15 protein-coding genes are annotated in these 19,633 nt (G+C 56.1%); 7 read left to right on the top strand and 8 right to left on the bottom strand.

Annotated features, from left to right (window positions below; translation table 11 throughout):
* The first annotated feature begins 151 nt into the window (after positions 1–151).
* A complete protein-coding gene (gene opgB, locus ACG0Z5_RS02185) occupies positions 152–2,443 on the top strand; it encodes a phosphatidylglycerol--membrane-oligosaccharide glycerophosphotransferase (RefSeq protein WP_394445113.1) in 2,292 nt (763 codons plus the stop codon).
* A 53-nt stretch (positions 2,444–2,496) separates the two neighbouring features.
* Here the strand turns inward: opgB and tsr are convergent, their stop codons facing one another.
* Complete coding sequence (gene tsr / locus ACG0Z5_RS02180; RefSeq protein WP_394445112.1) at positions 2,497–4,164, bottom strand: methyl-accepting chemotaxis protein; 1,668 nt, start codon at positions 4,162–4,164, stop codon at positions 2,497–2,499.
* A 199-nt stretch (positions 4,165–4,363) separates the two neighbouring features.
* Between tsr and ACG0Z5_RS02175 the strand changes: the two genes are divergently transcribed.
* Positions 4,364–5,227, top strand: a complete 864-nt coding sequence (locus ACG0Z5_RS02175) for a MurR/RpiR family transcriptional regulator (protein WP_394445111.1) — start codon at positions 4,364–4,366, stop codon at positions 5,225–5,227.
* On the opposite strand, the gene ACG0Z5_RS02170 is transcribed toward ACG0Z5_RS02175, so the two are convergent.
* The 5 genes from ACG0Z5_RS02170 to ACG0Z5_RS02150 form a co-directional block, all read right to left on the bottom strand.
* Positions 5,224–5,841 (bottom strand): 2-dehydro-3-deoxy-6-phosphogalactonate aldolase, encoded by a 618-nt coding sequence (locus ACG0Z5_RS02170; RefSeq protein ID WP_394445318.1) that lies wholly within the window; start codon positions 5,839–5,841, stop codon positions 5,224–5,226. The two genes, ACG0Z5_RS02175 and ACG0Z5_RS02170, sit on opposite strands and share 4 nt — an antisense overlap.
* Complete coding sequence (locus ACG0Z5_RS02165) at positions 5,828–6,700, bottom strand: 2-dehydro-3-deoxygalactonokinase (protein ID WP_394445110.1); 873 nt, start codon at positions 6,698–6,700, stop codon at positions 5,828–5,830. The genes ACG0Z5_RS02170 and ACG0Z5_RS02165 overlap by 14 nt, the downstream gene beginning before the upstream one ends.
* A 2-nt stretch (positions 6,701–6,702) precedes the next feature.
* A complete protein-coding gene (locus ACG0Z5_RS02160) occupies positions 6,703–8,190 on the bottom strand; it encodes a sodium:solute symporter family protein (protein WP_394445109.1) in 1,488 nt (495 codons plus the stop codon).
* Between the two features lie 165 nt (positions 8,191–8,355).
* Positions 8,356–8,748 (bottom strand): RidA family protein, encoded by a 393-nt coding sequence (locus tag ACG0Z5_RS02155; RefSeq protein WP_394445108.1) that lies wholly within the window; start codon positions 8,746–8,748, stop codon positions 8,356–8,358.
* A complete protein-coding gene (locus tag ACG0Z5_RS02150) occupies positions 8,745–10,199 on the bottom strand; it encodes an N-acyl-D-amino-acid deacylase family protein (RefSeq protein ID WP_394445107.1) in 1,455 nt (484 codons plus the stop codon). The genes ACG0Z5_RS02155 and ACG0Z5_RS02150 overlap by 4 nt, the downstream gene beginning before the upstream one ends.
* A 201-nt stretch (positions 10,200–10,400) precedes the next feature.
* Between ACG0Z5_RS02150 and ACG0Z5_RS02145 the strand changes: the two genes are divergently transcribed.
* From ACG0Z5_RS02145 to ACG0Z5_RS02125, 5 genes are all read left to right on the top strand, one after another.
* Positions 10,401–11,621: an amino acid deaminase gene (locus ACG0Z5_RS02145; protein WP_394445106.1), complete on the top strand. Its 1,221-nt coding sequence runs from the start codon at positions 10,401–10,403 to the stop codon at positions 11,619–11,621.
* Positions 11,622–11,873: 252 nt separating this feature from the next.
* Complete coding sequence (locus tag ACG0Z5_RS02140; RefSeq protein ID WP_394445105.1) at positions 11,874–14,027, top strand: carbon starvation CstA family protein; 2,154 nt, start codon at positions 11,874–11,876, stop codon at positions 14,025–14,027.
* 95 nt (positions 14,028–14,122) lie between these two features.
* The gene (locus ACG0Z5_RS02135) at positions 14,123–14,326 is read left to right on the top strand and encodes a YbdD/YjiX family protein (protein WP_319628319.1); all 204 of its coding nucleotides are present in this window, start codon (positions 14,123–14,125) and stop codon (positions 14,324–14,326) included.
* 10 nt (positions 14,327–14,336) lie between these two features.
* On the top strand, positions 14,337–15,293 hold the full coding sequence (yjiA, locus tag ACG0Z5_RS02130; RefSeq protein ID WP_394445104.1) for a GTPase: 957 nt from the start codon (positions 14,337–14,339) through the stop codon (positions 15,291–15,293).
* A gap of 173 nt (positions 15,294–15,466) precedes the next feature.
* Positions 15,467–17,320: a 3'-5' exonuclease gene (locus tag ACG0Z5_RS02125; RefSeq protein ID WP_394445103.1), complete on the top strand. Its 1,854-nt coding sequence runs from the start codon at positions 15,467–15,469 to the stop codon at positions 17,318–17,320.
* A 41-nt stretch (positions 17,321–17,361) separates the two neighbouring features.
* On the opposite strand, the gene ACG0Z5_RS02120 is transcribed toward ACG0Z5_RS02125, so the two are convergent.
* Together ACG0Z5_RS02120 and ACG0Z5_RS02115 are read right to left on the bottom strand one after the other, a co-directional pair.
* Entirely contained in the window at positions 17,362–18,096 is a 735-nt protein-coding gene (locus tag ACG0Z5_RS02120; RefSeq protein ID WP_394445102.1) for a Fic family protein, read from the bottom strand.
* Positions 18,097–18,245: 149 nt separating this feature from the next.
* On the bottom strand, positions 18,246–19,601 hold the full coding sequence (locus ACG0Z5_RS02115; protein ID WP_394445101.1) for an esterase-like activity of phytase family protein: 1,356 nt from the start codon (positions 19,599–19,601) through the stop codon (positions 18,246–18,248).
* Positions 19,602–19,633 lie beyond the last annotated feature (32 nt).

Here is a 19,633-nt window from a genome sequence, read left to right as displayed (position 1 = left end):
AGCGGGTTAAAAAAACCGCATATCTAAACCAAATCTGTATCCACGCACAATTTAATGACGCTACAATTGCAGCAATATTGCACTGCAATTACAGTGTAGGGCCAAAAATTGTGGCTGGTCAGCGGATGACCAGTGTGACTGAGGATGTGCTGTGTCCGAGCTTGTCTCTATTGCTCTGTTTCTCGCTTCTGTGGTGATTTATGCATGGAAAGCGGGGCGTAATACCTGGTGGTTTGCTTCCATCCTGACGGTGCTCGGCCTTTTTGTGGTCCTGAACCTGACGCTCTACGCCAGTAACTATTTCACCGGCGACGGCATCAACGACGCGGTGCTCTACACCCTCACCAACAGTCTGACCGGTGCGGGCGTTGGCAAATACATTCTTCCCGGCGTGGGCCTGGTGCTGGCGCTGATCCTGGTTTTCGGTGGGCTCGGCTGGGTACTGCGCCGTCGTCGCCATCATCCTCATCATTTGGGTTACAGCGTGCTGGCGCTGGGGCTGGCACTCGCCTCGGTGGACGCCAGCCCGGCGTTTCGCCAGATAACCGAGCTGGTGAAATCCCAGTCCCGCGACGGCGATCCGGATTTTGCGGCCTATTACAAAGAGCCGGCGAAAAGCATCCCCAACCCGAAGCTGAACCTGGTGTATATCTACGGTGAAAGCCTCGAGCGGACCTATTTTGATAACAATGCCTTCCCGAACCTGACCCCGGAACTGGGCAAGCTAAAAGACGAAAGCATTGATTTCAGCCATACAATGCAACTGCCGGGCACCGACTACACCATCGCCGGGATGGTCGCCTCGCAGTGCGGCATTCCGCTGTTCGCGCCGTTTGAAGGCAACGCTTCGGCCTCGGTATCGAGCTTCTTCCCGCAGAACATTTGCCTTGGCGATATCCTGAAAAACTCCGGCTACCAGAACTACTTTATGCAGGGTGCTAACCTGCGTTTCGCCGGGAAAGACGTGTTCCTGCAATCGCACGGCTTTGATCACCTGTACGGCGCGGAAGAGTTGAAAACGACCGTCGCAGACCCGACCTACCGTAACGACTGGGGTTTCTACGACGATACCGTGCTTGATGAAGTATGGAAAAAGTACCAGGAACTCTCCCAATCGGGCCAGCGTTTCTCGCTGTTTACCCTGACCGTCGACACGCATCATCCGGACGGCTTTATCTCGCGGACCTGCGACCGTAAAAAGTATGATATCGGCGGTAAAACCAACCAGTCATTCAGCGCGGTCACCTGTAGCCAGGAGCACGTGGCGGCACTTATCGAAAAAATCAAAGCCTCGCCGTACTTTAAAGACACGGTTATCGTGGTCTCTTCAGACCATCTGGCGATGAAAAATACCGCCTGGGATTACCTCAACAAACAGGATCGCAGCAATCTGTTCTTCGTTATTCGCGGCGACCAGCCGCAGCAGGAAGTGATGGGCGTAAAGCGCAGCACCCTGGATAACGGCGCTACGGTGCTCGATATTCTCGGCGGCGACAACTTTATCGGCCTCGGTCGCAGCAGCCTTTCCGGGCAGTCGCTGGCGGAAGTGTTCCTCAACATGAAAGAGAAAGTGCTGGCGTGGAAGCCGGATATCATTCGTCTGTGGAACTTCCCGAAATCTATCAAGGATTTCACTATCGACGAGAAGAAAGGGATGATCGCCTTCTCCGGGTCGCACTTCCGCCTGCCGCTGCTGCTGCGCGTGTCGGACAACCGCGTCGAGCCGCTGCCGGAAAGTGAATACTCCGCCCCACTGCGTTACCAACTGGCGGATTTCGCCCCGCGCGACAACTTCATGTGGATAGATCGCTGCTACAAAATGGCCCAGCTGTGGGCGCCGGAACTGGCGCTGTCGACCGACTGGTGCGTGTCGCAGGGTCAGCTTGGCGGCCAGCAAACCGTGCAGCATGTCGATAAAGCGCAGTGGAAAGGCAAAGCCGCGTTCAAAGATACCCTCGTCGATATGGAGCGTTATAAAGGCAACGTCGATACCCTGAAAATTGTCGACAACGACATTCGCTACAAGGCCGACAGCTTCATCTTTAACGTCGCCGGGGCACCGGAAGAGGTCAAACAGTTCAGCGGCATTTCACGCCCGGAAACCTGGGGCCGCTGGTCTAACGCGCAGCTCGCCAATGAAGTGAAAATTGAATACAAAGATCCGCTGCCGCAGAAATTCGACCTGGTGATCACCGCCAAAGCTTTTGGTCCGAATGCTAACAAGCCGATTCCGGTCCGCGTCGGCAACAGCGAGCAGACGCTGACTCTCGGCAATGAGGTCACCACCACCACACTGCATTTCGACAACCCGACCAGCAGCAATCTGCTGACCATCGTGCCGCCGGACCCGCAGACCACCAACGAGGGCAACATTCTCGGTCACTCACCGCGTCAGCTGGGGATTGGAATGGTGGAAATCAAAGTGGTGAAATCAGAAGGTTAAGATGTTGTAGAGTAAGATGTTCCAGGCCCGGCAGACCGCCGGGCCTTTGCTTATCAGAAGGTTTCCCAGTTCTCACCGTTTTCAGTGGCCGCAGATTTACGCAGCGTCTGAACCGGAGCACTGGATTTCGGGGCGGATGCATCACGCTTCGCCGCCATCTGCGACTGCTGAATACGGAACACCGCCACCGCCTGCGTCAAACGGCTGGCCTGCTCTTCGAGAGCGGCTGCCGCAGACGCGGATTCCTCTACCAGCGAGGCGTTCTGCTGGGTCACACGATCCATCTCGGCGACGGCCAGACCGACCTGGTCAATACCGCGACTCTGCTCGTCAGACGCCGAGGCGATTTCACCCATGATATCGGTCACGCGAGTCACCGCATTGACGATTTCATCCATGGTTTCGCCTGCGCTTTCCACCAGCGTAGAACCGATATCGACGCGGCTGACCGAGTCTTCAATCAGGCTCTTAATTTCACGGGCAGCCTGGGCGCTGCGCTGCGCCAGGTTACGGACTTCACCGGCAACGACCGCAAACCCGCGCCCCTGCTCACCCGCACGGGCAGCTTCAACCGCGGCGTTCAGCGCCAAAATGTTGGTCTGGAAGGCAATACCGTCGATAACGCTGATGATATCGGCAATTTTCTGCGAACTGCTGGTAATGTCGCGCATCGTCTGCACCACGTTATCCACTACTTTGCCGCCCTTCTGCGCAGTTTCTGACGCACTCAGCGCCAGATGGCTCGCCTGACGGGCGTTTTCGGCGTTCTGTTTCACCGTCGCGGTCAGCTCTTCCATACTGGCGGCAGTTTCTTCCAGGGAAGCGGCCTGCTGCTCGGTACGGGATGAGAGATCGTTGTTGCCCATCGCAATCTCGCTGGCACCGCTGTAAATCGCGTCCGCGCCGTTACGCACTTCGCCCACGGTACGCACCAGTTCGCTCTGCATATGGCGCAGGGAATCGGCCAACTGGCCCATTTCGTTGCTGCCGTGCACATCGATAGGCTTAACCAGATCGCCCCCGGCGATATGACGAATGCTGTCGATCACACGCGTCAGCGGCTGGATCAACGTTTTGTGGATCCCAAGCCAGACCACCACGATCACCGCCAGTACCGCCACCAGCACACTGACCAATACCCAAATCGCCTGGTGGTAAGAGCTGTTGTTATCTTCCACCGCCAGCTCATACAGATGATCGTTTTGCTGGAAGTAGTTCACGTAGGCTTTCTCAAAACCATCCTGATAGCCCTGAGTCGGCTGATCGAAGAAGTCGTTGATCTTGCCCGCGCCGAGCAGCTGGATAAGCTCCGCCAGCGCACCGTGATAGATGTCGTAGTTGCGTTTGATCTCCAGTGCCGAGGCTTCACTCTGGCGTGGATCGCGCGGCAGGGCTTCATATTCCGTCCAGCGCTTCTCCGCGTCAGCCAGTGATTTGCTGGCGATCTGCATCAAATCCGCCACCGTCGCCCCACTGCCGATATTGTTTTGATCCATCATGTAACGGATCCCGGCCCGGTTGAGGGTGTTACGGGTTTGCAGCAAGGAGACCCAACTGCCATTCAGCGTGGCCTGCTGCTGGCGGATAGTTTGCAGGACGGTGAAGTTTTCTTTGTCGTGCTTCAACGCGTTGAAGAACAGACCGCCGGATGTCAGTTGCAAAAGGCCAAATATGACCAAAACCAGCACGAGGCTGGTGACAATTTTTATGCGATTTAACATTTTTTCTTTTCCAGTGGGAAGTTAACCGTTTATTCGGCCTGGAAACGAAAAACTTTAAGAAAATTCGCATGCGATCACACGAAAAAACCCTATTTTCATTTGCGCTATCCCCATATTACGTCTACAAGCGCGCAGTTCAGCGTTCGGCAGCATTTTGTGGTACAAAGTACCAATCTTATTAAATTTTTTGGTACTGCGTATGGCCTGGACAATCGACATCATCTCCTGCATCACCGACCGCTTTATGTCCCTGACCGCCACGGAAAAGCGCATCGCCCAGTTTATTCTTGACGATGTTGCCAGCGCCGCCGAATTACCGATCGCCGAACTGGCGCGTTTGACGCACACCAGCCAGGCCTCGGTCACCCGTTTTGCCCGGGCGCTCGGCTGCAAAGACGTGCGTGAACTGAAGCTGAAACTGGCGCAGTCTTTGGCGGTTGGGCAGCGCTTTATTCTTGATGTGCCGGACTTAGAGGGCGTACAGGGGATTTACGAGTCGATAATCAGCGTGCTGGAAACCAACCGTCGCGCGCTCGACGTCACGGCCCTTAACCAGGCGGTGAGCTGGCTAAGCAACGCCCGGCAGATCCTGGCAGTCGGTATGGGCGGCGGATCGACAATTTGCGCTCAGGAAATGCAGTATCGCCTGTTTCGCCTCGGCCTGCCGGTGGTGAGCCAGAATGACGGTCTGCTGGTACGGATGATGTGCTCCTCCGTCGCCCCGCAGGATGTGGTGGTGGCGCTGTCACTGGGTGGCTTTACCCCGGAAATCTGCGAAAGCGCGGCGATTGCTCGCCAGTATGGCGCCAAGGTGATCGCCATTACGCCGGAAGACACCCCGCTGGCCAAACTGGCCGATTTGGTGCTGCCGCTGCTGGTGCGCGAAAACGACTACATCTTTAAGCCGAGTACCTCGCGTTACGCGATGCTGGCGATGGTCGACGTGCTGGCCACCGAACTGGCAATGGCCAACAAGGCGCAGGCCAAAGACCGGATGCGCCGAATCAAGCTGGTGCTGGACAGCCATCGCGGCGGCGTTGACCGCCAGCCGCTGGGCGATTAATGCCCGGGGGCGTGGGCCGCATGCCAGGCCTGCATAAACCGTCTGGCCTGCACACGCGTCTGGGCCACATTTTGCCCGGCGCGATACAGGTCGCTGCCCAACCCTGCGCCCGCGCACCCTGCCGCCAGATAGTCGGCCAAGTTGTCGGGAGTGATGCCTCCCACCGCCAGCACCGGCACGTCAGGCGGTAACACCGCCTTCAATGCCGCAATGTAGGCCGGACCGAATGCCGACGACGGGAAAATTTTCAGCCACTGCGCCCCGGCCTCCAAAGCGGTAAACGCTTCAGTGGCAGTGGCACACCCCGCACAGACCAGCATCCCGTTGTCGACCGCGTGACGAATCACCGTCGGCTGCGTATTCGGGGTGACCACCAGTCTGGCCCGAGCCTCCGCCAGCGTCGTCACCTGCGCCACGGTCAGCACCGTGCCTGCCCCTATCATCGCCTGCTCGCCAAATTGCGCCACCGCCTGCGGGATGCTGAGCTGCCAGTCAGGTGAGTTGAGCGGGATCTCGATATAGCGAAAGCCTTCCTCGATCAGCACCCCAATATGATCGGCGGCCTCCTGCGGCGTAACTCCGCGCAGGATCGCCACCAGCTTAATATCGTGCATCATTGATCCTCCTGATCCCTTCTAAGAACGCCGTTTGCGCGGCGCATTCCACCACCGTGATATTGAGACAAGCGAAGGCCTGCCGATAAAGCGGGGTAAGAACCTCACTGGCCACCAGAGTCACCTGCTGCGGCTGATACTGACGGCTGAGCGTCGCCACTTCCGCGCCGATTAACAGCCCCGACAACGCATCATTGACCGACGTTTTCGCCAACGCGCCCAGCACCCAGGCCGCGCGGGTGGCGAACAGTCGATTGACCAGCGAAGGCGTAGTCATCCCCGTTTCCAGCCCATGGCGGAACGCCGCATCATCACGCACCTGGTTGGGTAGCCCTTTGCCAATCAGCGAATGCTGCATCAGCACGTGGTGCAGTTCCCCGGTCATCGCGGTGTCAAACCGTGTTACCTGCCCATCTTCAACGCTGACCCACTTACTGTGGGTGCCGGGCATCACGTAGCAATGGGCCGGTGCCAACTGCACCGCCCCACGCAGCTGGGTTTCTTCCCCGCGCATCACGTTGTATTCACCGTCCAAATCCTGCTTCAGGCCGGGCACAATCCAGACGTTGTCAGCCACCTCGCACAGCCGCTCGCCGAGGTGATTCAGCGACAGGGGGCACGGTAAATAGTCCACCGCTCGCCAGCCCGCATCACTGCCAATCATTCCGGCCATCACCACCGGCAGCGCGCTGCCCTTACGCCACGGCGCAATGTGGCGGGTGAACACGTCGGGGGCTTCCCCTGGGGCGATTTGCGTCACGCCGCAGGGCAGATTCAGGGTGTTGATGCACTGACCATGCTCAATATGCCAGGCGCGCAGATGGGTCGAACCCCAGTCGACGGCTATATAGGTCTGCATCTTTAACTCTCCGTCGCTTTACGTTTGCCAATCGGCAGCGGCGGCGCTGCGGGCTGGCTTTCACGTTCGGCTGTAATCATCGCCAACGCCTCTTCGCGACTCACGCGGCTGGCAGGCGTCACCAGCGTCACGCCGACGCCTGCCATCAGGCTGGTCAGCACCGACGGCAGACACGGGTTGCCCCAAAACGCCATCCAGCTGCTGTCCATCAGCACCACCAGTGACGCGCCCGCGCCTCCGGCCAGCGCTGCGACGGCCCCCTGCCAGTTGAAGCGCGTCCAGAAACGGCCCAGCATTGAGCAGATAAACATCCCGGACATGATCATTGAGATCATCTTGGTGATGTAGCTAATGATGTCGTTGGAGGTCAGGGCAAACACCAACGCCAGGGCAATCACCAGCACCAGGAAATAGCGCGAAGTGCGGATCGCCTTTTCCGGCGCGGGCATATGACCAGTCACAAGGGTGTAGAGGTCACGTAGCATGATCGACACTGCGGCAATCGCATCCGAACTGCCCGACGACATGTTGGCCGACATCCCGGCAATCAACACCGCCATCGCCAGCACCGGGGGCAGAACCTGGGTGGCAAACAGGAAGGCGAACCCGCTGTTTTCCAGTTGGGGATTCATGGTCCAGACCGCCATCCCGATAATGGCAGGCAGGAATGAAAACATCAGGTACAGCAGGCCGGTGATGGTAAAGGACTGGCGAACCGATGAGACGGTTTTCGCCGAATAGATCCGCTGTCGATAAGAGGGCGTCGCCAGCACGCCGACGGCAATCACCAGCGCCAGCGAGAAAGCGGGCAGCACGCCGAGTTTATCGACCGCAAACAGGCTTTGCGCCGCCGGGTCGACCGCCTGCTGAATATGGCTCCAGCCGCCCACGTGATGCACCGCCAGCACCGCCATCAGAATAAAACCGACGAACAGCACAATAGACTGAATAGTATCTATCCATACCACCGCGGAATAACCGCCAATCCCGACATAAACAATAAAGGCGAAGGCGATAATCACTTTGGCGACGTTAATATCAATCCCGCTGGCCCATGCGAGATATAATCCGCCCCCCAATATATGGGCACCCAGCCAGCCAATTGAGGCAATAAATATCAGCACCGCCACCAGATTTTTTATTATCTTGCTGCCGCCGGTGTAATAACACATTTCCTCGCTCATGGTCATAAAGCGCATTTTACGCACGGGCGCAAATAGCCACGCTACCAGCAGGATCCCGACCGCCCCGCCCAAACCGTACAGCATTCCGGCCCAGCCGTTGGTATACCCAAAGCCCACCGCGCCTACGCTGGAGCCGGTCCCCACCATGGTGCCGACCGTTGAGCCCAGCGTGAGGATCATCGGCAGCGAGCGTCCGCCCAGCAGAAAATCGTCGCCGGTTTTTTGCTTGCGGGAAACATACCAGCCGAGCGTAATCATCGCGCAGGCATAAAGGGCGAACCAAAGCAGAAATGACATATTATTCATAACTCACGTCCCAATATTATGTATTAACGTGAAGGGTTACCTGAAAAAAGGCGTACAGAAGCCAGTCGTCCCTCAGATAAAAGAGATTCCAGGTAGCATTCAGAAAATGTACCGCATAACCATTTTTATATTTTATTCAGCCCCCTTATTACGGGGGCCATTTACTTAAATCCGGGAGGCGTTATAGCAGGTCACATCCACTTCCACTTTGCAGTCGACCACAAGATCTGCCACGCAACAAATACGCGCCGGTGGGTTGGCGCCGAAGAACTCACGGAATACCTTGTTAAACGACTGGAAATAGCGGGAATCGGTGAGGATCACTTTGACGTGCACCACGTCAGCCAGGGTGTAGCCCGCTTCAGTCATGATATCGACGCAGTTCTGAATCGCCAGTCGGGACTGATCGACGATGCCGCCTTCCACTACTTCGCCGTCTTTCATCGGCGTCTGACCGGACACATACAGCCAGCCACCGGCTTCCACCGCCCGGGCGAACGGCAGATGCTGTCCTCCGGTGCCGGTTCCGCCTTCCACGCCGTAACGTTTAATGCTCATACACGCTCCTTATTGCTGTCCTGACGCCGCAGGAATCGCCCTGCCCGTCCGATAATACGTTTATCACTACCATAACTCATTACGCCGTTGACCATCACCGCCTCGATACCCTCCGCCGGTTGTTTCGGGTCGGAGAAGCTCGCCACGTCGCGCACCGTTTGCGGGTCAAACAGGACCAGATCGGCGTAGTAACCCACTTTCACCAGCCCGCGCTGCGCCAGCTGAAAACGCGCGGCCGACATTCCGGTCATCTTGTGCACCGCCTGCGTCAGCGGGAACAGCTGTTCATCGCGGCAGTAATGGCCGAGCACGCGCGGGAACGCGCCCCACAGACGCGGGTGCGGCATCGGATCATTGGGTAAACCGTCGGAACCGATCATCGTCACCGGATAGCGCATGACCCGCCGCACGTCCTGTTCGTCCATGTTGTAATAAATGGCCCCCGCTGGCATCAGACGTTGGCCCGCCTCGTGCAGCGTCATCTGCCAGCCATCAGCAATCTGTTGCAGCGTCTGCCCGGCAATCTCCGGGTGCGGCTCAGACCAGGTAATCACAATGTCGAACTCATCGGTTATCTGTTTCATGTCCAGCGTCGAGGAGCTGGCCGAATAAGGGTAGCAGTCGCAGGAGATGTCCTGGTGCTGACGCATCTGGTCAAAGAATGCCAGAGTCTCCTTCGTCCGCCCCCAGTTTTTCGCCCCGGCGCATTTGTGGTGCGAAACCACCACCGGCACCTTGCCGTGGCGACCGATGCGGAACGCTTCGTCGAGCGCCTCCAGAATCGGCTCAAACTCAGAGCGCAAATGGGTGGTGTAAATCCCCTTCTCCGCCGCCAGTTCCTCCGCCAACGCCATCACCTCTTCGGTCGATGCCTGATGGGCGCTGGCGTAGGCCAGGCCGGTGCTCAGTCCGAGCGCGCCCTGCTTTAAGGCCTCGCGCAGCTGTTCACGCATGGCGCTAATTTCCTGTTCGGTCGCGGTGCGGAACAGGTCGTCCATATGGTTATTGCGCAGGGCGGTGTGACCAATCAGCGTGCCAACGTTCACCGCCGGGCGGGCCTGTTCCACCGCGTGGGCATAAGCTTCCACGGTCGGGTAGATAAACTGCGGCTTTTCGCCCAGCAGGTTCATCGGGTCTGGCACTTCACCTTTCATCGTCGCCGTGGCGGCGCTGATCCCGCAGTTGCCGACAATCACCGTGGTAATGCCCTGGCTGATTTTCGGCAGGTACTCCGGAATGCGGATGACGTTGATGTCATCGTGGGTATGCACGTCGATAAAACCCGGCGACAGTACCCGACCTTCGCCCTCGACCACCTGGGCCGCCTCGACCTCCAGACTTGGGGCAATCGCCACAATCCGCTCGTCCGTGACCGCCACATCGGCGCGGTATTGCGGGCCACCGCTCCCGTCCACCACGGTGACATTTTTAAACAGCCAGTCCACCTTCATATCGCCTCACTTTGATTCTGTTCTGCGGATAAGTTAACCATTTACAAGCCGCCAAAACAGTGAAAAACTACGCAAAGAAGTCATTAAAAGATGATACTTTTATTCATAAAAAGCAGATAAAACATAAAATACATTATTATTTCATGAGCTTATAACTGATATCAAAACATCACATCTTGCCTACCCGATAAGGAACGTGAAATGAAATACCACTCCGATACGGTTGTCCCCCACAAATCCGCGATCCTCTATTCCCCTGCCAACGTGCTGGCAGAAGACGTGTGCTTGCCTGCGGCAGTCATAAAAAAATCGGCCCTGGAAAACAATATTCAATGGATGCAGCGCTATGCCGACGCGCGCGGCGTATCGCTGGCTCCGCATGGCAAAACCACCATGACCCCGTGGATTTTTCAGGCCCAGCAGGCCGCAGGCGCGTGGGCGATTGGTGTGGGCAGCGCCTGGCAGGCCAGTGCGGCACTGGCCAGCGGCGTGAAGCGCGTGCTGATGGTCAATCAACTGGTCGGCAAAGCCAACATGCAGGTGGTGGCGCAGCTAAAACAGCACTATCGCGACACCGATTTTATCTGCTGCGTTGACAGCGAAGCGAATGCCAACACCCTGTCTGCCTTCTTCGCCGCGCAGGATCAGGTGCTGGATGTGATGGTGGAACTGGGCGTACCCGGCGGACGCTGCGGTTGTCGCACCACCGAACAAGGGCTGGCGCTGGCGCAGATCGTTGCCGACCTGCCCGGCCTGCGTCTGCGCGGGCTGGAGCTGTACGAAGGCGTGCTGCACGGTGAAAACCCGCAGCCGTTAGTCGAAGCCCTGCTGCGCGATGCCGCAGCGCTGGCCTGTGACATGGCCCGCTATGTCGACGGGGAGTTCATCCTCACCGGGGCGGGCAGCGTCTGGTATGACGTGGTGTGCAGCGTCTGGCTGGCGGCGCAAAAACCACCGCAGTGCCGGGTTGTTATCCGTCCAGGGTGTTACATCACCCACGATGCCGGGATTTATGACGAGGCCCAGCAGCAGCTGAAAGCCCGCGACCGCGTAGCCTGCGATCTCGGGGGGGACCTCAGTTCTGCCCTGGAGCTGGTGGCGATGGTGCAATCGGTGCCGGAAACCGGGCGAGCCGTAGTGAACATCGGTAAGCGCGACAGCGCCTTCGACGCCGGGCTGCCGCAGCCCATCGCCCATTACCGTCACGGCGAAGCGTTGCCACTTGCTCCTGGAGCCATCACCAGCACCGGTATTATGGACCAGCACTGCATGCTGAAACTGGCGGCGGGCAGCGACGTACAGGTCGGCGATATCCTGGTATTCGGCACCTCTCACCCATGCCTGACGTTTGATAAGTGGAAAACCCTGCTGCTGGTGGACGACAGCTATTGCGTGCTCGAAGAGCTGGATACGTTGTTCTGATCCCTGACAGCCCCTCGCCCGCCCAGGGTGAGGGGGAATTCACTGTGATCTCAATCACATATTACTCCCCACTCCCCGCCCTCTCAAACCGCTCACCGCCTAAAAAGACCGCTTAGCCGCGCATATAACCGCTCACCGATTTTCGCAATTCTGCGCGCGCGAACCTCTGGCACCATAGCCGCAGCATCAATACCTCTATTAAGCCGTTCCAACAAACACTTAACGCATTCTAATAACGCCAGGTTTTTAACTATGGATATGAAAAAACTTCTCAAGCATGTGCCGTGGGTCATCATTGGGGTCATCGGGGCATTCTGCCTGTCGGTGGTTGCCCTGCGCCGCGGCGAACACGTCAGCGCCCTGTGGATCGTGGTCGCCTCGGTCTCGGTGTATCTGGTGGCCTATCGCTACTACAGCCTGTACATCGCCCAAAAGGTGATGAAACTCGATGAAACGCGCGCCACGCCTGCGGTCATCAACAACGACGGACTCAACTACGTCCCGACCAACCGCTACGTGCTGTTCGGGCACCACTTTGCGGCGATTGCCGGAGCAGGCCCGCTGGTCGGCCCGGTACTGGCGGCACAAATGGGCTACCTGCCCGGCACCCTGTGGCTGCTGGCAGGCGTTGTGCTGGCCGGGGCAGTACAGGACTTTATGGTGCTGTTTATCTCCTCGCGCCGCAACGGTTCGTCGCTCGGTGAAATGGTCAAAGAGGAAATGGGCCGCGTACCGGGCTCCATCGCCCTGTTCGGCTGCTTCCTGATCATGATAATCATCCTGGCGGTGCTGGCGCTTATCGTGGTGAAAGCCCTCGCCGAAAGCCCGTGGGGTGTATTTACCGTCTGCTCCACCGTGCCGATCGCGCTGTTTATGGGTATTTACATGCGCTTTATCCGCCCGGGTCGCGTGGGCGAGATATCGGTTATCGGCATCGTGCTGCTGGTGGCCTCCATCTGGTTCGGTGGCGTTATCGCCCACGACCCGTACTGGGGCCCGGCGCTGACCTTTAAAGACACCACCATCACCTTCGCGCTGATTGGCTACGCGTTTGTTTCTGCGCTACTGCCAGTGTGGCTGATTCTGGCTCCACGCGATTACCTCGCCACCTTCCTGAAAATCGGGGTTATTGTCGGCCTGGCGCTGGGGATCGTTATCCTCAACCCAGAACTGAAAATGCCTGCCGTGACCCAGTATATCGACGGGACTGGCCCGCTGTGGAAAGGCGCGATGTTCCCGTTCCTGTTCATCACCATCGCCTGTGGCGCGGTGTCTGGCTTCCATGCGCTGATCGCTTCCGGCACCACGCCGAAACTGCTGGCGAATGAGAAAGATGCCCGTCTGATTGGCTATGGCGCGATGCTGATGGAGTCCTTCGTGGCGATCATGGCGCTGGTTGCGGCGTCTATCATCGAACCGGGCCTCTATTTCGCGATGAACACCCCACCGGCAGGTCTCGGTATCACCATGCCAAACCTGCATGAGATGGGCGGTGACAACGCGGCGATGATCATGGCACAGCTGAAAGATGCCAGCGTTCACGCAGCAGCGACCGTCAGCTCCTGGGGCTTCGTGATTTCGCCTGAGCAGATCATGCAGACCGCGAAAGACATCGGCGAACCGTCGGTTCTGAACCGTGCCGGTGGCGCACCAACGCTTGCCGTCGGGATCGCACACGTGTTCCACAAGGTGCTGCCATGGGCCGACATGGGCTTCTGGTATCACTTCGGGATCCTGTTTGAAGCGCTGTTCATCCTCACCGCGCTGGACGCAGGCACCCGAGCGGGCCGCTTCATGCTGCAGGATTTGCTCGGTAACTTCGTGCCGTTCCTGAAAAAAACCGACTCTCTGGTCGCCGGGATTCTGGGAACTGCGGGCTGCGTCGGCCTGTGGGGCTACCTGCTGTATCAGGGCGTGGTTGATCCGCTGGGCGGCGTGAAGAGCCTGTGGCCGCTGTTCGGTATCTCTAACCAGATGCTGGCTGCGGTAGCGCTGGTACTCGGCACCGTCGTGCTGGTGAAAATGAAGCGTACCAAATACATCTGGGTCACCGTGGTTCCGGCTCTGTGGCTGCTGCTGTGCACCACCTGGGCGCTTGGTCTGAAACTGTTCAGCACCAACCCGCAGCTGGAAGGCTTCTTCTTCATGGCGAACCAGTACAAAGATAAGATTGCCGCGGGCAGCAGTGACCTCACCGCCCAGCAGATTGCTAACATGAACCATATTGTGGTGAACAACTACACCAACGCGGGCCTGAGCATTCTGTTCCTGGTGGTGGTTTACAGCATCATCTTCTACGGGATTAAAACCTGGATGAAGGCCCGCGCCATCGACGCGCGTACCGACAAAGAGACCCCGTACGTTCCGGTGCCGGAAGGCGGCGTGAAGACCTCTTCACATCATTAAAAAAAAACGGCGGGTGGCGCAAGCTTACCCGCCCTACCTACCCTGTAGGCCTGGCAAGCGCAGCAATGCCGGGCTTCTTATTTCTGGATGGCACAATGTTTGGTAACTTAGGGCAGGCCAAAAAATATCTCGGTCAGGCGGCAAAGATGCTGATTGGCATCCCGGACTACGACAACTACGTCGAACACATGCAGACCAATCATCCGGATAAGCCGTACATGACCTACGATGAATTCTTCCGCGAGCGCCAGCAGGCGCGTTACGGCGGCAGTGGAGAAGGCGGCATGCGCTGCTGTTAATGGAGACACCATGACCCCGATTGCAGTCACACTTCTGACCGGTTTTCTCGGCGCAGGCAAAACCACCCTGCTGCGCCACATCCTCAACGAGCAGCACGGTTTTAAAATCGCCGTCATCGAAAACGAGTTCGGTGAAGTCTCGGTAGACGACCAGCTGATTGGCGATCGCGCCACGCAGATCAAAACCCTGACCAACGGCTGCATCTGCTGCAGCAAATCCAACGAGCTGGAAGACGCGCTGCTGGACTTACTCGACGCCCGTGATCGCGGGGATATCGAATTCGACCGACTGGTCATCGAATGCACCGGCATGGCCGATCCCGGCCCGATCGTGCAGACCTTTTTCTCCCACGAGATCCTCTGCGAACGCTACCTGCTCGACGGGGTGATTGCCCTGGTGGACGCCGTTCACGCCGATGAACAGATGAACCAGTTCACGCTGGCACAGTCACAAGTTGGCTACGCGGACCGCATTCTGCTGACCAAAACCGACGTCGCCACCGACACCGACAAGCTGCGTGAACGGCTGACACGCATCAACGCCCGGGCACCGATTTACACCGTCATTCACGGGGATATCGACCTGGCGCAGCTGTTCAACACCAACGGTTTTATGCTCGAAGAGACCGTTATCCAGCCCAAACCGCGCTTCCATTTTATGGCCGAGAAGCAAAACGACATCTCATCGATTGTGGTGGAACTCGACTACCCGGTCGATATCAGCGACGTTTCACGGGTAATGGAAAACCTGCTGCTCGACTTTGCGGATAAATTATTGCGTTACAAAGGGATGCTGTGGATTGACGGCGAACCGAACCGCCTGCTGTTCCAGGGCGTACAGCGCCTGTACAGCGCCGACTGGGACCGCCCGTGGGGCGAGGAAACACCGCACAGCGTGCTGGTATTTATCGGGGTGCAACTGCCGGAAGCGGAGATTCGCGCGGCGTTTGCGGGGTTGCAGAAGTAACCGAGCCTATACTCGAATGGGGGATGGCTATCCCCCAGGAAGTGATTTGTATAATGATTCTTCCCGACACGTCTTTTTTTTGCTAGAGTCCAAATATTATAAAAAAATCTTTCAAATATAGGCTTTGATATTCAACCGATGAATAATATTAGGGCAACCAATTTGGACAAGACATGGCTATCATTATTCCGACAATAAGCAGCTGTAGTGAAAAAATAACGGCGGGTGAGAAAAGATTAGCACGGATTTTAGAAAGGGGACTGAACGATAATTACACGTGCTGGTATGACATACCGATGGGTGAAAAGCGTATGCATCCTGATTTTGTCATCCTCGCCCCCGATAACGGAATGTTATTTCTGGAAGTTAAAGATTGGTTTATCACTAAAATAAAATCCGTCAATAAATCAACGGTATTCTATGAAATAAAAAATGCCGTTGAAGCATTAAAAAATCCCATCGAACAAGTTCGGCAATACGCTTTCCAGACCATTGATAGCCTGAAAAAAGATCCGCAATTACAGCAACAGGAAGGCAAATACAAGGGGAGTTTTATTCTACCCTATGGCTACGGCGTCTACCTTTCCAACATCACCCGCGCCCAGCTCAATAAAGCCTTTTCACACGAAGAACTCGCCGAGCTCTTGCCCAACGATCTGGTCATCTGTAAAGACGAGCTCAATGAATTCATGTCTCGGGAGAGTGTGTCGCACTGCCTTATGTCACTGCTTAAGCATCCTTTTTCACACCAGATAGACCCGCAGAAAATTGACCGTATTCGCTGGCACCTCTATCCCGACATTCGTATTAACCCGGCGATCACCGACGTGGCTGCCAACACGTTTACCCTTAGCGCACCGGATATCGTCTCAATCATGGATACGCAGCAAGAGCTCCTGGCGCGAAGCATGGGCACAGGACATCGAGTGATACACGGCGTCGCCGGTTCGGGTAAGACACTCATTTTGCTCCACCGCTGTCTGGAACTGGCAAAAACGCTCGAGAGCGATAAACCCATCCTGGTGATTTGCTACAACATCACTCTGGCAAAAAAACTGAAGTCAATGCTGGCGACCCACACGCTGCGTCTACCTGTTGAAGTCACCCATTTTCATTCCTGGTGCAATCAATTATTAAAGAAACATAACCTTCAGCCTGGCAATAAAAAAGACTATATTGAACGAATGGAAGAGGCATTCATCCAGGGGTTCAACGATGGGGTAATTGAACCCGAGCAATATAGCGCCGTATTAATAGATGAAGGCCACGACTTTAAGCCTGAATGGCTAAAAATCCTTGCACGGATGCCGGATACGAAGGATAACGCGTTGCTGTTTCTTTATGACGACACGCAATCTATTTACCAAAAAAAGAAAGCGCTGGATTTCACCTTATCAAGCGTGGATATTAAAGCGCAGGGGCGCACAACTATTCTCAATATCAATTACCGTAATACGCAGCAAATTTTGCATTTCGCCAGTAGTATCGCCTTCAACTATCTGAACAACCATATTGAAGATGCGCTCCAGTATCATCAGCCTGATGCCGGAGGAAAGCATGGTAATTACCCCTCTCTTGCCTGTTTCAGTAGTCAGGATGAAGAAATAATCTGTGCCCTGGATTGGGTCGTGGAACAACATCAGCAGGGTGTTGCATGGTCCGATATTGCCATTCTCTGTCCCTCCACATACAGCATCAGTCATTCACTCCAGTCTCATCTCGAAACACGCAAAATTCCCCACCAAATCATTATCAACAGCAACGATAAAAAAAACTGGTCTCCACAGCATGAAACTCTCTGCATAATGCCTTTGCCGAGCAGCAAAGGCCTCGAGTTCCAGTCGGTTGTTATTATGGATGCGGCTAAAAGAAGGGATAACGAAGACGATCTCAGCGATGACATTAAGCGGTTATATGTCGGTTTTACCCGGGCGCGGCAGAACCTACTGGTGACCCTGCATGGCTCTGGCGTGTTGCGCGATCATTTAGTCGAAACGTATGAACATGCGTCTCAGATGATTGAGTGACCAGGCATTTGCCTCTCTGCGCGCTGCCCTCCGGCATCTACTCACGGCTGATAACAATCCGCCAAAAACGCCATCATTTCGCTCGCGTTTTTGCTGTGATAAAAGCGCACCATTTTACTGTTAAATTCCAGTGCGCGAGCCGCAGGAATACTGATTGGATTATAGCCATGCTGCATCAGCCAGCCATTCATCATGTGGCGACTGGTGCGCTTGTTACCATCAAAGAAAAATTGAAAATATGCACCAAACAAAAACATCGCCAGTGCACCCTCAAAAGGATCCAGCATTTTTATTTGGCTGACGCCTTCAGTAAAAATTCGGTTCAACTCCTGTGCTCCGGCCTCTGTCACCGGCGGAAAATGGGTGCCCAGTTCCCCGAGATGAACACGGGCACTGTAATGCACTTCCTCGCCTTCGCCCCGGAACACTCCCCACTCTAAGGCTTCATTACGTGCAATGATGCTATGCAGCAGCGTGAAGGTTCTTTTATCAAGGTCAAACCGACCGGACTGCACTAATTCGATCAGCTTTTTACCGCTATCCGCCAGATTTAGCACCTGCTCGGTATCGCTGACTTTATGCCCTCCCACGGTCACGCCATCGAGCAAGGTTTTCACTTCAACAAAGGTGTAGGGATTATTCTCCAACTGAGCGGCATCCCAAACGAACCCTGCCATATGGGTTTTGAAGGTAAAAAGTGCTACACGTGTACCCACTTCTTTGACCTCGGGGAGAACGTTCTCATCCCACGTCAGTCCCAGCAGTTCAGTCGCCATTATCCACTCCCATACCATGGTTAGAGCCTAACGGGATAGGCTCATAATGGCGACATTATTCCACAGTTTTAACCCAACACGACACCCATCATGCATAGGGTGATGAATCAGACAAACGGTGGAATTTGCCCTGTGCAGAATGCAGATAATTACAGCAACGGTTCCGGCAGCGTCACCACCCACAGCTCGCTATCTGCTTCCGGTTTTTCCAGCGGTTTAATGTCGATAGTCGTCGCCACCACCTTATCGTCCACCGTCAGCTTGCCCTGATCGTTGACCCGGTAATCCTTCAGCTTTTTGCCGTCAAGCGGCTGCTGCATCACGGTTTTCACCCCAAAGTCATTATCATTAGCCACCGCCAGAGTCTTGCTATCGATCAACGCCAGCCCTTCAGCTTTTTCCTGCTGCCAGCCGAGCTTACGCAGATCGACCGCCAGGGTTTTACTCGCCAACGTGATCCCACGCGTGGCCAGTTGATCCGCACTGTCAAATTCCGGGTATTCGCCCGGTTTATCAAACGCCGACAGATCGCTGGCCTTGCTTAGGTCCACCTTGTAGATGTTATTGCGCATCACATCGTTATTATCGCCGCCCTGCTCTATCAGCAGGATGTGGTGGTCGTCCAGCGCCACGATATCGCCGATTTTGGCATCGCTGTTTTTGTCATACACGTCATCAATCGGATAGCCGTACATCGCGGTTTTGCCGGTCGCCGGGTCGAAGCTCACCAGGCGGGTAAACAGCGCCTTTTTCTTGCTCTTGCCGTCGATATCCAGCGTGCTCTGCACCGCCGCGATAATGCGCCCATCCGGCATTCGGGTAATGCCCTCAAAGCCACGGTTTGGCTGACGCCACTTGATGATATTCGGCAGACCACCGGCAATCGATTTTTCGCCGTCCAGCGCCTGTGGGCCGTGAATGGCGAGGATTTTGCCCTTGCCGTCGACGTTAACGATGAAAGGTCCGTACTCGTCACACAGCCAGAAACCACCTTTGCCGTCCGGGGTAATGCCTTCGGTATCCAGGCCACGATTATCCCCGGTCAGGGTTTTCAGGGTATCGCTCAGCGCCACTTCGTTGGTAGAGCCAATCACTCCGCTTTGCAGCGGCAGACCGTTGATATTGCCTTTATCGTCATGCAGCGGACGCACATTTGTGGCCTCGGCTTTGCCGTTTTCCACCCGGATAGACATCAGCTGTGGCGCAAAATCCGGCGTCACAAAAATCTTCGCTTCGTTCTGGCCGACCTTCGGCGCATCCGCATTCGGGCCACGATCCGTCACGGTAGCAAAGGTCAGCGCATCGCCCTGCTTGCCGGTAAACAGCAGGCCAGAGCCGATCCCCACCGGCAAGCCGTTCGGAAACGCGCTGGCAAACGCGCCGCTGTAGTTGATGTGCGAGCCTTCAGGGAAGCTCACCACAAAGCGCTCCGCGGTCGGTTGCGCCGCCAGCGCAGAGAAAGAAAGGGTCGTGCCAATTACCAGAGAAATAAGTTTAATTTTCATGTTGTTGTCACCTTTTTATGAATGTGAAACAC

Source organism: Scandinavium sp. M-37 (assembly GCF_043558715.1).
GTDB classification, from domain to species: Bacteria; Pseudomonadota; Gammaproteobacteria; order Enterobacterales; family Enterobacteriaceae; genus Scandinavium; species Scandinavium vulneris_A.
Note: the sequence above shows the minus strand (reverse complement) of the source record. Positions and strands in the feature narration are given on the sequence as shown.

Coding starts and splice junctions, on each gene's coding strand:
- ACG0Z5_RS02175 (WP_394445111.1), top strand. CDS start 4,364: ATGGCCTGGACAATCGACATCATCTCCTGCATCACCGACCGCTTTATG.
- ACG0Z5_RS02145 (WP_394445106.1), top strand. CDS start 10,401: ATGAAATACCACTCCGATACGGTTGTCCCCCACAAATCCGCGATCCTC.
- ACG0Z5_RS02115 (WP_394445101.1), bottom strand. CDS start 19,601: ATGAAAATTAAACTTATTTCTCTGGTAATTGGCACGACCCTTTCTTTC.
- ACG0Z5_RS02155 (WP_394445108.1), bottom strand. CDS start 8,748: ATGAGCATTAAACGTTACGGCGTGGAAGGCGGAACCGGCACCGGAGGA.
- ACG0Z5_RS02150 (WP_394445107.1), bottom strand. CDS start 10,199: ATGAAGGTGGACTGGCTGTTTAAAAATGTCACCGTGGTGGACGGGAGC.
- ACG0Z5_RS02160 (WP_394445109.1), bottom strand. CDS start 8,190: ATGAATAATATGTCATTTCTGCTTTGGTTCGCCCTTTATGCCTGCGCG.
- yjiA (WP_394445104.1), top strand. CDS start 14,337: ATGACCCCGATTGCAGTCACACTTCTGACCGGTTTTCTCGGCGCAGGC.
- ACG0Z5_RS02135 (WP_319628319.1), top strand. CDS start 14,123: ATGTTTGGTAACTTAGGGCAGGCCAAAAAATATCTCGGTCAGGCGGCA.
- ACG0Z5_RS02170 (WP_394445318.1), bottom strand. CDS start 5,841: ATGCACGATATTAAGCTGGTGGCGATCCTGCGCGGAGTTACGCCGCAG.
- ACG0Z5_RS02140 (WP_394445105.1), top strand. CDS start 11,874: ATGGATATGAAAAAACTTCTCAAGCATGTGCCGTGGGTCATCATTGGG.
- tsr (WP_394445112.1), bottom strand. CDS start 4,164: ATGTTAAATCGCATAAAAATTGTCACCAGCCTCGTGCTGGTTTTGGTC.
- ACG0Z5_RS02165 (WP_394445110.1), bottom strand. CDS start 6,700: ATGCAGACCTATATAGCCGTCGACTGGGGTTCGACCCATCTGCGCGCC.
- ACG0Z5_RS02120 (WP_394445102.1), bottom strand. CDS start 18,096: ATGGCGACTGAACTGCTGGGACTGACGTGGGATGAGAACGTTCTCCCC.
- ACG0Z5_RS02125 (WP_394445103.1), top strand. CDS start 15,467: ATGGCTATCATTATTCCGACAATAAGCAGCTGTAGTGAAAAAATAACG.